Here is a 12,890-nt window from a genome sequence, read left to right as displayed (position 1 = left end):
GCTTGCGCTTCGTGGCTTTAGTCGCGTGACAACTTCGTTATAATGGACGTTTTGCAGCTCCCAGGGTGGCGGCGATAGCGCCCCGGGGCATTACGCTTCATTGTCACGGAACCCCTATGAAAAGCGCAGCGATCAGGCAGGCCTTCCTCTCCTATTTCGAAGAGCACGGACACACCGTGGTTCCTACCAGTTCGCTGGTGCCCGGCAACGACCCGACGCTTCTGTTCACCAACGCCGGCATGGTGCCGTTCAAGGATGTCTTTCTCGGCCGCGACCCGCGCCCCTACGTGCGCGCCACCTCGGCCCAGCGCTGCGTGCGCGCCGGCGGCAAGCACAACGATCTGGACAACGTCGGCTATACCGCGCGCCACCACACGTTTTTCGAGATGCTGGGCAACTTCAGCTTCGGCGACTACTTCAAGCGTGACGCCATCCGTTTCGCCTGGACCTTTCTGACCGAGACCCTTGGGCTGCCAAAGGAGAAGCTCTGGGTCACGGTGCATATAAGCGACGACGAGGCCGAGCGCATCTGGAAGGACGAGATCGGCATCGACCCGGAGCGCTTCTCCAAACTCGACGAGGACAACTTCTGGCAAATGGGCGACACCGGCCCCTGCGGGCCGAGCTCGGAGATCTTCTTCGACCACGGCGCCGAGGTGTGGGGCGGCCCGCCGGGAAGCCCGGAGGAGGACGGCGACCGCTACATCGAGATCTGGAATCTCGTTTTCATGCAGTTCGACCGCGACGGCGAGGGTACTCTCAATCCGCTGCCCAAGCCCTCGATCGATACCGGCATGGGGCTTGAGCGCGTCGCCGCGGTGATGCAGGGCGTGCACTCCAACTACGAGATCGACCTGTTCCAGAACCTGCTCGCCGCGGCGGCGAAGGCCACCGGCGCCACCGATCTCGAAGCGCCGTCGCTGCGCGTCATCGCCGACCATATCCGCTCCTGCGCGTTTCTGATCGCCGATGGCGTGCTGCCCTCCAACGAGGGCCGCGGCTACGTACTGCGCCGGATCATCCGCCGCGCGGTGCGCCACGGCCACAAGCTCGGCGCCACCGGCACGTTCTTCCACGAGCTGGTCGAGGCGCTGGATGCGGAAATGGGCGACGCCTACCCGGAGCTTCGCCAGTCGAGCGCGCAGATTGCCCGGGTACTGCTGAAAGAGGAAGAGCAGTTCGCGCGCACCCTGGATCACGGCATGGGGCTTTTGACCGAGGCGCTTGAGAATCTCGACGGCGACACGCTGCCAGGCGAGACCGTGTTCAAGCTCTACGATACCTACGGCTTCCCCTTCGATCTGACCGCGGATGTCTGCCGCGAGCGCGGGGTCACACTCGACGAAGCGGGCTTTCAGCAGGCGCTGGAGGCCCAGCGCGAGCGCGCCCGCGCAGCGAGCCAGTTCGGCGCCGACTACAGCGCCAACATCGAGCTCGAAGGCGCCACCGACTTCACCGGCTACGAGCGTTTGGCCGACGACGCCAGGGTGACCGCGCTCCTCGACGCCGAAGGCAACGCGCTGGCCGCGCTCGAGGCAGGTCAGAAGGGCATCGTCGTGCTGGACCGCACGCCGTTCTACGGCGAGTCCGGCGGCCAGGTGGGGGACACCGGCTATCTGCACGTTGACTGCGGGCGCTTCCAGGTGACCGACACCCAGAAGCAGAGCGGCCATCACCTGCATCAGGGCGTGATGGTGGAAGGGGCCCTCGAGGTGGGCGCCGGCGTGCGCGGCGAGGTCGACTCGGGCCTTCGCGCCGCCACGGTGCGCAACCACTCCGCCACGCACCTGCTGCACGAAGCGCTGCGCATGGTGCTGGGCGATCACGTTCAGCAGAAGGGCTCGCTGGTCAACGCCGAGCGCCTGCGCTTCGACTTCAGCCACTTCGAGGCGATGACCGCCGAGCAGCTTTTTGAGGTCGAGCGGCTGGTCAACGAGCAGGTGCTGGCCAACGCCCCGACCTGCACCGAGCAGATGAGTTTGAGTGAGGCCAAGGCCAAGGGCGCGGCGGCGCTGTTCGAGGCCAAGTACGCCGACAGCGTGCGGGTGTTGACCATCGGCGCCGACGACTTCTCGATCGAACTGTGCGGTGGCACCCACGTGGCGCGCAGCGGCGATATCGGCTGTTTCCATATCGTGAGTGAGGCGGGCACCGCAGCCGGCGTTCGCCGCATCGAGGCGATCACCGGCGAGAACGCGCTGGCCTACTTCCAGCAGCAGGAAGCCACCCTTGAGCGCCTGGGCGCGCGGCTCAAGGCCAAGCCCGAGCAGGTCGAGTCTCGCGTGGAATCGCTATTCGAGCGCAACCGCACGCTCGAAAAGGAGCTCGAGCAGCTCAAGGCGAAGCTTGCCAGCTCCGCCGGCAGCGACCTTTTGAGCCGGGTGCAGGAGGTGAGTGGGGTGAAACTGCTCGCCACCGAGCTCGAAGGCGTTTCCGGCAAGGATCTTCGCGGTATGCTCGACCAGCTCAAGCAGAAGATCGGCTCCGGGGTGATTCTGCTGGCGGTGGCGGATTCGGCGGCGGGCAAGGTGAGCCTGATCGCCGGAGTCACCGATGACCTGACCGGCAAGGTGAAGGCCGGCGAGCTGGTCAATTTCGTCGCCGCCCAGGTGGGCGGCAAGGGCGGTGGCCGCGCCGACATGGCCCAGGCCGGCGGCAGCCAGCCAGAAGCGCTGGCGCCGGCGCTTGAGAGCGTACCGGGCTGGCTTGAAAACGCGCTGTAACCAGCGAGCCGGTGGCCATCGGGCCACCGGCTTTTTTATGCGCGCAACGTCTCTACAAGCAGAAGGGCCGGCGCGCGGTTAACGCTCGAGCATCGCTGGTCTACTATTACTCTTTCACTCCGAACGCACAGGGAAAACGCATATGGCACTATACGTACAAAAGTTCGGCGGCACCTCGGTCGGCTCCGTCGACCGGATCAAGGCCGTGGCGGAGAAGGTAAAAGGCTTTCGCGACCAGGGCCACCAGGTGGTCGTGGTCGTGTCTGCCATGAGCGGCGAGACCAACCGCCTCACCGATATGGCCCACTCACTCAACGAAGACCCTACCCCGCGTGAAATGGACATGCTGCTCTCCACCGGCGAGCAGGTGACGATTTCGCTGCTGGCCATGGCACTGCAGCAACTCGGCGTCCCGGCGACCTCGCACACCGGCGCCCAGGTGGGTATTCATACCGACAGCGCCTACACCAAGGCGCGCATCCAGCGTATCGAAACCGACGACCTCAAGTCCGACCTCGATGAGGGCAAGGTCGTGGTCGTGGCGGGTTTCCAGGGGGTGGACGAAGAAGGCAATATCACGACCCTGGGCCGCGGCGGCTCCGATACCACCGGCGTGGCGCTGGCCGCGGCGCTGAAGGCCGACGAGTGCCAGATCTACACTGATGTCGACGGCGTCTATACCACCGACCCGCGGGTCTGCTCGCGCGCCCAGCGCCTCGAGAGCATCACCGTCGAGGAGATGCTGGAACTGGCGAGCCTGGGCTCGAAAGTGCTGCAGATTCGTGCGGTGGAGTTCGCCGGCAAGTACAACGTTCCGCTTCGGGTGCTCTCCAGCTTTCAGGACGGCCCCGGTACCCTAATTGTTGCAGACTCTGACCAAGACGAGGATTCCATGGAAGAACCGCTGATCTCCGGTATCGCCTTCACCAAGAACGAAGCCAAACTGACCCTTCTGCATACCCCGGACGTGCCCGGCGTTGCCTCGCGCATCCTCGGCCCGATCGCCGATGCCAACATCGAAGTCGACATGATCGTGCAAAACGTCGCCCCCGCCGGCGACTACACCGACTTCACCTTCACCGTGGCCAAGGGCGACTACAAGGCGACCAAAAAACTGCTGGAAGAGAGCGTCATTCCCGATCTCGGCGGCGGCGAGCTGCGCGGTGACGATAACATCGCCAAGGTCTCCCTGGTCGGCGTAGGTATGCGCTCTCATGCCGGTGTGGCTTCGAAGATGTTTCGCGTACTGGCCGACGAAAACGTCAATATCCGCATGGTGTCGACCTCGGAAATCAAGATCTCGGTAGTGATCGACGAAAAACACATGGAGCTTGCGGTCAACGCCCTGCACAAGGCGTTCGGTCTCGATAGCTCGAATGTGGAATCCGAATAACATTTGTTCAATAAACCTTCTACGCTATAGGTAACTTGCTGCCACGGGTGGTGAGCTAACTTGCAACGGAAGGTTGACGTGTCATGGAGCCAGAGGCATCAGTCGTTGGTGACTGATGCCGCTTTGTCGCATAATAGCGGCGTTGACGCCTCTGGCGGACACAATCCGTTGTACAAACGTCTGAGAAGGAGATCAGCCATGCTCATCCTAACGCGCCGAGTCGGCGAGACGCTGATGATCGGTGATGAGATCACCGTCACGGTGTTGGGGGTTAAAGGTAATCAGGTAAGAATCGGTGTGAACGCTCCAAAGGATGTCGCCGTACATCGTGAAGAGATCTACCAGCGCATCCAACGCGAGCGCGATACTGAAAGCGAACCCGAATAAATGGCGGCTTATGCCACGTCCACTACAGGGCGTTTAAGCGCTAACCATAAGCCGGCGCGAAAAAAATTCTGCATGGGGCTAGACACGCCCGGGTATAATCGGTAATATTCGCGCCGTGCCGTTGAGGAGAGGTGGCCGAGTGGCTGAAGGCGCTCCCCTGCTAAGGGAGTATAGGGTTTATAGCCCTATCGAGGGTTCGAATCCCTCTCTCTCCGCCAACTGCCGAACGTGTTGAAAGCCAGCGTGTTTTGAAGTGATTCGAGACGAATAGGCTTTCATCGGATAAGCGCCCGTAGCTCAGCTGGATAGAGTATCTGACTACGAATCAGAGGGTCGGAGGTTCGAATCCTCCCGGGCGCGCCATCCAGTGGCATACAAGCCACACCTCGTTATACAACATGCGACTTGAAAGCGAACTCGCATGCACATCAAGCGCCCGTAGCTCAGCTGGATAGAGTATCTGACTACGAATCAGAGGGTCGGAGGTTCGAATCCTCCCGGGCGCGCCAGATTTCAGAGAAAACCCGCCTTTTCGAGGCGGGTTTTCTGCGTCAGCGCTCGATACATGATCGCCAAAGCGCCTTTACGGCTCATGCTGACGGTATCGAAGGGAAGGAACCTGAGGAGGGCAGCTCGCGCCCTCTGCGGTCGTTTAAAGCGCCTGCCACGCTTCGTGGTCAGGCGTTTTTTTTGGCTTACGCGTGAGCGCTCGCCGGTTCTTCGAGCGCCGGGCTCGGGGCGAGCGCGCCCATCAGCGTTTCAAGCTCGGTGATACGCTTCAGGCGCTGGAAGTGGGCGTTGGCCTCCGGGCTTGACTGGCGCATCTGCGCCAACCACTGCTTGACCAGCGACACCACCACGCGATCCGGCAGCGTTTGGCGCTGGCGCCGTGCGTAGTCGGCGATGACACCGGCGCGCATTGACCAGGTGGTCTCAGGCAGGCGTTCGCCGGTGTCGAGCCAGTGACGAATACGCGGCGCAAGCCAGGGGTCCGCCAGCGCGCTGCGCCCGAGCATCACGTCCCGGCAGCCCGACAGCGTGCGCGCCTTCCAGTAATCCTCCAGCGTCCAGATATCGCCGTTGGCCACCACCGGAATCGACAGCTTTTCGCGAATGCGCCCGATCCACTCCCAGTGTGCCGGCGGCCGGTAGCCTTCGTCGCGGGTGCGCCCGTGCACCACCAGGCGCGCGGCGCCCCCGGCCTCGGCGGCCTGGCCGCAGGTCACGGCCAGGCGCCGGTCGGAAAAGCCCAGGCGAATTTTCGCCGTGACGGGGATGCGCCCCTCGAGCGCCTCGCGCACCGCCTCGACGGCGCGATGCACGCGCTCCGGGCGGCGCAAGAGCGACGCGCCGCCGTCGTGGCGGTTGACGAGCTTCGCCGGGCAGCCGAAGTTGAGATCCACGCTCACGGCGCCAAGCGACGCCGCCTGGCGCGCGTTGGCCGCCAGCGCCACCGGGTCCGAGCCCAGAAGCTGCAGATGCACCGGTACGCCGCTTGGGGTAGCGACCTTCGAGCGCTCAAGCTCCGGGCAGTGCTTGTAGAACACCCGAGGGGGCAGGCGAGCATCGACGACGCGCACGAACTCGGTGACCGTCCAGTCGAAACCGCGCTCGCGGGTCAGAAGATCGCGGGTGAGTGCATCGATCACGCCCTCCATCGGCGCCAGCCCTATCTCCCCCTTTTGTAGTAAATTAACAACCATGACTTCCACTTTTGCGGCATTGCAATATATGCTTGATGTGGCAGGTTAGAGGATTGTTCTCACTGCGCCAAGCGCCTTTGGAGGCATTTGGCGCGCCAATCATAACCACAACCAAGCGGGTGAATCATGCAAGAGGAAGATTTACTTTCCGAAGGGCTTGCCCTGATGGCCATGGGCATGGGCTTTGTTTTTGTTTTTCTTACGATATTGGTCGTCACCGTGACGCTGATGTCGACCCTGGTCCGGCGCTTTCAGCCCACACCCGCAGCGGCGCCCAAACGGGCATCCAGTGCCGGTACCCGCGCTATTTCCGGCAACGATGAAGAGGTCATGGCGGTGATCTCGGCGGCGGTCCATCGCTACCGTCGATCGCGCCCCCGCTAACGCTGCTACTCGTTAGCGAACTTTACAAAAGTCGTGCCATGTATTTTGTTAAGTTTACTAATATAACGCTTATCCGGGATTTCATATGAACGATAACAAACGCCCGCTGGGTATCACCGATGTCGTGCTGCGCGACGCCCATCAATCGCTGTTCGCGACCCGCCTGCGGTTGGAGGACATGCTGCCCATCGCCGAAAAACTCGACAATATCGGCTTCTGGTCACTGGAGACCTGGGGCGGGGCGACCTTCGACGCCTGCATCCGCTACCTGGGCGAGGATCCCTGGGAGCGTATTCGCACGCTCAAGGAGGCGATGCCCAATACGCCTCAGGCGATGCTGTTACGCGGCCAGAACCTTTTGGGCTACCGCCACTACGCCGACGACGTCGTCGACAAGTTCGTCGAGCGTGCCAAAACCAACGGTGTCGACGTGTTTCGCGTGTTCGACGCCATGAACGACCCGCGCAATCTGGAGCGCGCGATCAAGGCGGTGCGCCAGGTCGGCGGCCACGCCCAGGGCACCATCTCTTACACCGTGAGCCCGGTACACACGCTGGATGCCTGGGTCGAGCTTGCCGAAACCATCGCCGCCATGGGCGCCGACTCGCTGGCGATCAAGGACATGGCGGGGCTTTTGACGCCCTACACCGCCTTCGAGCTGGTCAGTCGGCTCAAGAAGACGCTGTCGATTCCGGTACACCTGCACTGCCACGCCACTACCGGGCTTTCGACCTCGACCATTCTGAAAGCGGTCGAGGCCGGGGTGGACAACGTCGATACCGCGATCTCCTCGATGTCAATGACCTATGGCCATAGCCCGACCGAGTCGGTCGTGGCCATGCTCAAGGAGTCCGATCGCGACACCGGGCTCGATCTCGAAGCGCTCGAGGACATCGCCGGTTACTTTCGCGAGGTGCGCAAGAAATACGCCGCCTTCGAGGGCTCGCTCAGGGGTATCGACTCACGCATACTCGTCGCTCAGGTGCCCGGCGGCATGCTCACCAACATGGAGAGCCAGCTCAAGGAGCAGGGCGCCGGCGACAAACTCGATGACGTGCTGAGCGAAATTCCCAACGTGCGCGAGGATCTCGGCTTTATTCCGCTGGTCACGCCGACCTCCCAGATCGTCGGCACCCAGGCGGTGATGAACGTGATGATGGGGGAGCGCTACAAGTCGATATCGAAAGAGGTGCAGGCGCTGTTGAAAGGCGAGTACGGCGCTGCCCCTGCGCCGTTCAGCGCCGAGCTGCAAGCCCGCGTGCTCGAAGGCAGCGAGCCGATCACCTGCCGCCCGGCGGATAACCTCTCGCCGGAGCTGGCGCGCCTGGAAAGCGAGCTCGAGGAGAAGGCTAAGAGCGATGACATCCGCCTGATGGAGGGCGAGCAGCGTATCGACGACGTGTTGACCTACGCGCTGTTCCCGCAGATCGGGCTCAAGTTCCTGAAAAACCGCGACAACCCGGACGCTTTCGAGCCCGCGCCCAGCGCCGGGGAGGACGCGCCCGCGAGCGACAAGGCGGTGGCACCGGCCAGGGCTACACCCGCTCAGGGCCCGGAGACCTACACCGTCAAGCTCAACGGCAAGGCCTACGTGGTCGAGGTCGCCGAAGGCGGCGAAATCAGCCAGGTCAGCGATACCAAAAGCGACGCTGCGCCGGCACCGGCAAGCGAGCCCGCCGCACCGAGCGGCGAGAGCATCGACGCGCCGCTGGCGGGCAACATCTTCAAGGTCAACGTGAAGGTCGGCGATACGGTCGCCGAGGGCGACGTAGTGGTGATTCTCGAAGCCATGAAGATGGAAACCGAGGTGCGCGCCCAGAGTGCCGGCACGGTCTCCAGCATCAACGTGAGCGAAGGCGACAGCGTCGCCGTCGGCGACTCGCTGATCGAGCTTTGAGGGTATTGGCGCAATGGAAAAATTGATCACCCTCTGGGAGGGCTCGGGGCTTTATAACCTCCAGCTCGGCCAGGCCGTCATGATGGGGGTGGCGCTGGTGCTTCTGTACCTTGCCATCTACAAGAAGTTCGAGCCGCTTTTGCTGGTGCCGATCGGCTTTGGCGGGATTCTCGCCAATATTCCCGAGGCGGGGCTTGCGATCAGCGCGCTCGACCAGGCGATCGAGGTGGGGCGCCCGGCGATACTGCAGCAGATTGGCGCCGCACTCGGGGTGGCGCCGGATCCGACGGCGGGGCTCGAGGCGTTTCGCGAAGCGCTCAAGGCCGTGGCCCACGACGCCGCGCCGGATACGGTGCGCGCCGCCCGGGATGTCGCCGTCGATGCGGGCTACAGCAACGGCGTGCTCTACAGCTTCTATAGCGTAGCCATCGGCTCGGGGATCGCGCCGCTGGTGATCTTCATGGGCGTGGGCGCGATGACCGACTTCGGGCCGCTTCTGGCCAACCCGCGCACGCTGTTTCTCGGCGCGGCGGCGCAGTTCGGCATCTTCGCGACGCTCTTTGGCGCGGTGCTGTTGACCTCGATGGGGCTGATGGACTTCTCGCTCAACCAGGCGGCGGCGATCGGCATTATCGGCGGCGCGGATGGGCCGACCTCGATCTACGTCTCGAGCGTGTTGGCCCCGGAGCTTCTGGGCGCGATCGCCGTGGCCGCCTACGCCTACATGGCGCTGGTGCCGCTGATCCAGCCGCCGATCATGCGACTTCTCACCACCGAGAAGGAGCGCAAGATCGCCATGACCCAGCTGCGCCCGGTATCGAAGCTCGAGAAGATCATCTTCCCGGTCATGCTGCTGGTGCTGGTGGCGCTGTTTCTGCCAGACGCGGCGCCGCTTCTGGGCATGTTCTGCTTCGGTAACCTGATGCGCGAGTGCGGCGTGGTCGAGCGGCTGGCGGACACCGCCCAGAACGCGCTGATCAATATCGTCACCATTGTGCTGGGGCTCTCGGTGGGCTCGAAACTGATGGCCGAAAGCTTTCTCGCCTTCGAGACGCTGGGTATTCTGGGCCTGGGGATCGTCGCCTTCGGGATCGGCACCGCCGCTGGCGTGCTGATGGCCAAGCTGATGAACCTGGTCAGCAAGATGCCGATCAATCCGCTGATTGGTGCGGCCGGCGTCTCCGCGGTGCCGATGGCTGCCCGGGTGGCGAACAAGGTCGGGCTCGAGGCGAACCCGCACAACTTCCTGCTGATGCACGCCATGGGGCCGAACGTTGCCGGGGTTATCGGCTCGGCGGTGGCCGCCGGGGTGATGATCAAGTATCTTGGATAAATACGACGTGGAAATCGATAGCGCTAGAGCAAGTGGTGCGGCGTCGAGCAGCCCGGCGTGAGGGTCTTTCGCCAGGGAGGGCGAAAGTAGCGCCCAAGGAGTAATGCCAGTCAGTTAGGTTTGGTCAGGTTTTGTGGGAGGGAGCTTCAGCTCGCGACGGGTGGCCAGGCCAAGGCGCCTGACGGCGCCATTCGCCGAAATGTCGGACCACCGCTGAAGCGGCCTCCCACGGTCGACTAGCCAAGCCAATAGGTAGTTGGATACCGTGACTGAACGGCATTAGCGCCCAAGGAGGGGTTTACAGCGCCCTCACGACGGGGTGGGCGACGCCGCTTTCCGCACCAGACATAAACCACCTGAAACGCCCCGCCATCGAGCGGGGCGTTTCAGGTGTCAGCGCGTCGAATCTCGAGCGCCCCTTTCAAGCGGCTTTCCAGCGCAGTGAAATCCGCCGGCTCGTCGGTGGGCCACTCGACGGTCAAGGTAACGCCCTGGCCGTCGTAGTCGGCGTTGGCGACGGGGGCGCTTTGCTCGTCGAACCAGGCGCGGGCCTGGGCTTCGCTGGCGAAATCGACCTTGACCCGGTAGGGCGTGCGCTCGACGATTTCCCGAGTGGGGAGCGTCTCCAGCGCCTTGTTCACCGCCAGCGCGTAGGTGCGGGCCAGGCCCCCGGTACCTAGCTTGGTCCCGCCGAAGTAGCGAATCACCACACAGCCTGTCTCGCCCAGCCCGCTTCCGGTCAGCGCCTGATACATCGGCCGCCCGGCGGTGCCGCCGGGCTCGCCGTCGTCGGAGAAGCCGATATGGGTCTGCTCGCCGGGCGGGCCGGCGATAAAGGCGCTGCAGTGGTGGCTAGCGGCCGGGTGCTCGGCGCGCGCGGCTTTCAAAAGCGAGTCGAACGCCAGGGCGGTCGGGGCGTGACACAGCCAGGCGATGAAGCGGCTCTTTTCGACGACGACCTCGTGCTCGAAGCGGGCGTCCGGGGCAAGGTCCGGGGCTCGGTAGCGCAAAAGGGGCTCCCAGGGTAGCGGTCAGTGGTGCCGGGTAGCATCGGGGCGGTCGATCCCCATGACCATCCCCAGCACCTGGATATCGCTATTATGCAGGAAAACCGGCGCCATCGCTTCGTCCTCGGGCCAGAAACGCACGCCCAGACGGCCGATCGAGAGCGCCCTGAGCGCTACCTCGCGCTGGTTGATGGTCGCGGTGGCGGTTTCCAACTGGCCGCCGCGCTGGTGGCGATGAATCACGATCACGTCGCCGTCGAATAGATTGAAAGCCTGCATGCGATGGCCGCGAACGCGCAGCGCGTAGGTGTTACGTCGGGTGACTTCTCGCACGGGGTTGTTTGCTCGTGCTGGAGCGGGGCGAGGGGTGTGGGCGGGCTCAAACGGTCGTGTTGCGATCATCGAATCTCTCCAGCGTCGCCCGCTCCCTGGGCGTAAACATTCCTGGGCATGAATGAATGGGCAGCGCAGTGTTGTTCATGGCTTTTCATACAGTGGTTGGAGTATAAACCTGTTTTTCCATACAGTTCTACCCCTGTGACTCATTCATTGCGCCCGGTGGTGAAGGTCAGCCTACTTGCGCCCGGCGCGGTGGGGCTCGGCGGCTGTCAGCGACGCGATGCCGCGGCGCCTGACTGGCGAAAAAGCGCGTTCTTGTGTAGAGTGCGCGCCATCTTAAGCCTTACGCCGCCCCTCCCGGAGATGCCCTTGAGCCTGCGCCTTCAAGCCCGAAAGCTTGCCTGCGAGCGCGACGATCGCTGGCTGTTCCGGGAGCTTGACGTCGAGATTCGAAGCGGCGAAATCCTGCGCCTCGAGGGCCCCAACGGCAGCGGCAAGACCACGCTTTTGAAGATTCTCGCCGGCCAGCTCGACGATATCGACGGCGAGCTCTACTTCAACGACACGCCCCTGCACCGGTGCCGCGAGCGGTTTCGCGCCAACCTTCTTTACCTGGGCCACGCGCCCGGTGTGAAGGCGGGGCTCACCGCACTCGAGAACCTGGCCTGGTATCAGGCACTCGGCGGCGAGCCGGTCGATGAAGCGGCCTGTGAACGCGCGCTTTCAGACGTCGGCCTGGCGGGGTTCGAGGAGAGCCTGGCCGGCACGCTTTCCGCAGGGCAAACCCGGCGCGTGGCGCTGGCAAGACTTGCGCTGTCGCCTCGGCCGCTCTGGGTGCTCGACGAGCCCTTCACCGCGCTTGATCAGAGCGGCGTCGAGGCGCTGGAGCGCAGGCTTCACGCCCACGCAAGCCGCGGTGGGGCGGTCATCGTCACCACCCACCACGCGCTGGGCCAGCATCCGCGGGTGCGCCGGTTGGTCCTGGGCGAAGGAGCGGCGCATGGCTGAACGAGAGGCCACTATGCCGCTGGTGTCGGCGCCGGGCGGGGCGGGGCGCGCCTTCATGGCGACGCTTTCGCGCGATCTCAGGCTTGCCTGCCGGCGCCGGGGCGAGGTGCTCAATCCGCTGGTGTTCTATGCGCTGGTGATCACGCTGTTTCCGATCGGGATTTCGCCGGACCCGACGCTTTTATCGGTGGTGGCCCCGGGGCTTTTATGGGTCGCGGCGCTGCTGGCGGCGCTTTTATCGCTGGATTCGCTGTTTCGCGGCGACTTCGAGGACGGCACCCTCGAGCAGCTGGCACTTGCGCCACAGCCGCTTTATCTGCAGGCGCTGGCGAAGGTGTGCGTACATTGGCTGTTGACCGGGCTTCCGCTTTCGCTGATGGCGCCGGTGCTGGGGGCGCTGCTGGCGCTGCCGGCGGGCAGCTACGCGGTGCTGTCGCTTTCGCTTTTGCTGGGCAGTGCCAGCCTTAGCCTGATCGGGGCAATTGGCGCGGCGTTGACCGTGGGGCTTGCGCGCGGCGGGGTGCTGATTTCGCTTTTGATTCTGCCGCTCTACATCCCGGTGCTGGTGTTTGGCACCGGCGCCGTCGAAGCGGCCGCCGCCCTCGAGAGCGCCGCCCCGCAGCTCTCTATCCTGGGGGCGCTTCTGGCCATCTCCTTGATAGTGGCGCCGCCGGCGATCGCCGCCTCGCTTCGTATCAGCATCAACGGTTGAGGAC

11 protein-coding genes and 3 tRNA genes are annotated in these 12,890 nt (G+C 63.9%); 11 read left to right on the top strand and 3 right to left on the bottom strand.

Going from position 1 to position 12,890, the window contains the following annotated elements; genetic code table 11:
• Positions 1–116 precede the first annotated feature (116 nt).
• From alaS to ACGK9R_RS09150, 6 genes are all read left to right on the top strand, one after another.
• Positions 117–2,723 carry an alanine--tRNA ligase gene (gene alaS / locus ACGK9R_RS09175; RefSeq protein ID WP_394580446.1) on the top strand — a complete coding sequence of 869 codons (2,607 nt, stop codon included), beginning with the start codon at positions 117–119 and terminating at the stop codon, positions 2,721–2,723.
• Positions 2,724–2,865: 142 nt separating this feature from the next.
• Positions 2,866–4,116 carry an aspartate kinase gene (locus ACGK9R_RS09170; protein ID WP_394580444.1) on the top strand — a complete coding sequence of 417 codons (1,251 nt, stop codon included), beginning with the start codon at positions 2,866–2,868 and terminating at the stop codon, positions 4,114–4,116.
• Positions 4,117–4,314: 198 nt separating this feature from the next.
• Positions 4,315–4,503: a carbon storage regulator CsrA gene (gene csrA / locus ACGK9R_RS09165; protein WP_252106858.1), complete on the top strand. Its 189-nt coding sequence runs from the start codon at positions 4,315–4,317 to the stop codon at positions 4,501–4,503.
• Between the two features lie 125 nt (positions 4,504–4,628).
• Positions 4,629–4,721, top strand: a tRNA-Ser gene (locus tag ACGK9R_RS09160).
• 68 nt (positions 4,722–4,789) lie between these two features.
• Positions 4,790–4,866: transfer RNA gene (locus ACGK9R_RS09155), tRNA-Arg, on the top strand.
• Positions 4,867–4,935: 69 nt separating this feature from the next.
• A tRNA-Arg gene (locus ACGK9R_RS09150) sits at positions 4,936–5,012 on the top strand.
• A 186-nt stretch (positions 5,013–5,198) separates the two neighbouring features.
• Here the strand turns inward: ACGK9R_RS09150 and ACGK9R_RS09145 are convergent.
• The gene (locus tag ACGK9R_RS09145) at positions 5,199–6,206 is read right to left on the bottom strand and encodes a tRNA dihydrouridine synthase (protein ID WP_394580442.1); all 1,008 of its coding nucleotides are present in this window, start codon (positions 6,204–6,206) and stop codon (positions 5,199–5,201) included.
• Positions 6,207–6,332: 126 nt separating this feature from the next.
• On the opposite strand from ACGK9R_RS09145, the gene ACGK9R_RS09140 reads away from it, so the two are divergent.
• The 3 genes from ACGK9R_RS09140 (at position 6,333) to ACGK9R_RS09130 (ending at position 9,820) form a co-directional block, all read left to right on the top strand.
• On the top strand, positions 6,333–6,590 hold the full coding sequence (locus tag ACGK9R_RS09140) for an OadG family protein (protein WP_394580441.1): 258 nt from the start codon (positions 6,333–6,335) through the stop codon (positions 6,588–6,590).
• Between the two features lie 85 nt (positions 6,591–6,675).
• Positions 6,676–8,487 carry a sodium-extruding oxaloacetate decarboxylase subunit alpha gene (oadA, locus tag ACGK9R_RS09135; protein ID WP_394580439.1) on the top strand — a complete coding sequence of 604 codons (1,812 nt, stop codon included), beginning with the start codon at positions 6,676–6,678 and terminating at the stop codon, positions 8,485–8,487.
• 13 nt (positions 8,488–8,500) lie between these two features.
• Positions 8,501–9,820: a sodium ion-translocating decarboxylase subunit beta gene (locus ACGK9R_RS09130; RefSeq protein WP_394580437.1), complete on the top strand. Its 1,320-nt coding sequence runs from the start codon at positions 8,501–8,503 to the stop codon at positions 9,818–9,820.
• 386 nt (positions 9,821–10,206) lie between these two features.
• Here ACGK9R_RS09130 and ACGK9R_RS09125 read toward each other — a convergent pair whose 3' ends face one another.
• Together ACGK9R_RS09125 and ACGK9R_RS09120 are read right to left on the bottom strand one after the other, a co-directional pair.
• Positions 10,207–10,830, bottom strand: a complete 624-nt coding sequence (locus ACGK9R_RS09125; RefSeq protein ID WP_394580435.1) for an IMPACT family protein — start codon at positions 10,828–10,830, stop codon at positions 10,207–10,209.
• A 21-nt stretch (positions 10,831–10,851) separates the two neighbouring features.
• Positions 10,852–11,160 carry a LexA family protein gene (locus ACGK9R_RS09120; RefSeq protein WP_394580433.1) on the bottom strand — a complete coding sequence of 103 codons (309 nt, stop codon included), beginning with the start codon at positions 11,158–11,160 and terminating at the stop codon, positions 10,852–10,854.
• A gap of 375 nt (positions 11,161–11,535) precedes the next feature.
• Here ACGK9R_RS09120 and ccmA point away from each other — a divergent pair, with 375 nt between their 5' ends.
• Together ccmA and ccmB are read left to right on the top strand one after the other, a co-directional pair.
• Positions 11,536–12,174: a cytochrome c biogenesis heme-transporting ATPase CcmA gene (gene ccmA, locus ACGK9R_RS09115; protein ID WP_394580431.1), complete on the top strand. Its 639-nt coding sequence runs from the start codon at positions 11,536–11,538 to the stop codon at positions 12,172–12,174.
• Positions 12,167–12,886: a heme exporter protein CcmB gene (ccmB, locus tag ACGK9R_RS09110; RefSeq protein WP_394580429.1), complete on the top strand. Its 720-nt coding sequence runs from the start codon at positions 12,167–12,169 to the stop codon at positions 12,884–12,886. The genes ccmA and ccmB overlap by 8 nt, the downstream gene beginning before the upstream one ends.
• The last annotated feature ends 4 nt before the right edge of the window (positions 12,887–12,890 follow it).

Source organism: Halomonas sp. HNIBRBA4712, assembly GCF_043558675.1.
Taxonomy (GTDB): Bacteria; Pseudomonadota; Gammaproteobacteria; order Pseudomonadales; family Halomonadaceae; genus Vreelandella.
Note: the sequence above shows the minus strand (reverse complement) of the source record. Positions and strands in the feature narration are given on the sequence as shown.

Bases quoted from the DNA above. Each gene is read 5' to 3' on its own strand.
- ccmB (WP_394580429.1), top strand. From the start codon at position 12,167: ATGGCTGAACGAGAGGCCACTATGCCGCTGGTGTCGGCGCCGGGCGGG.
- ACGK9R_RS09140 (WP_394580441.1), top strand. From the start codon at position 6,333: ATGCAAGAGGAAGATTTACTTTCCGAAGGGCTTGCCCTGATGGCCATG.
- alaS (WP_394580446.1), top strand. From the start codon at position 117: ATGAAAAGCGCAGCGATCAGGCAGGCCTTCCTCTCCTATTTCGAAGAG.
- ACGK9R_RS09170 (WP_394580444.1), top strand. From the start codon at position 2,866: ATGGCACTATACGTACAAAAGTTCGGCGGCACCTCGGTCGGCTCCGTC.
- csrA (WP_252106858.1), top strand. From the start codon at position 4,315: ATGCTCATCCTAACGCGCCGAGTCGGCGAGACGCTGATGATCGGTGAT.
- ACGK9R_RS09145 (WP_394580442.1), bottom strand. From the start codon at position 6,206: ATGGTTGTTAATTTACTACAAAAGGGGGAGATAGGGCTGGCGCCGATG.
- ACGK9R_RS09130 (WP_394580437.1), top strand. From the start codon at position 8,501: ATGGAAAAATTGATCACCCTCTGGGAGGGCTCGGGGCTTTATAACCTC.
- oadA (WP_394580439.1), top strand. From the start codon at position 6,676: ATGAACGATAACAAACGCCCGCTGGGTATCACCGATGTCGTGCTGCGC.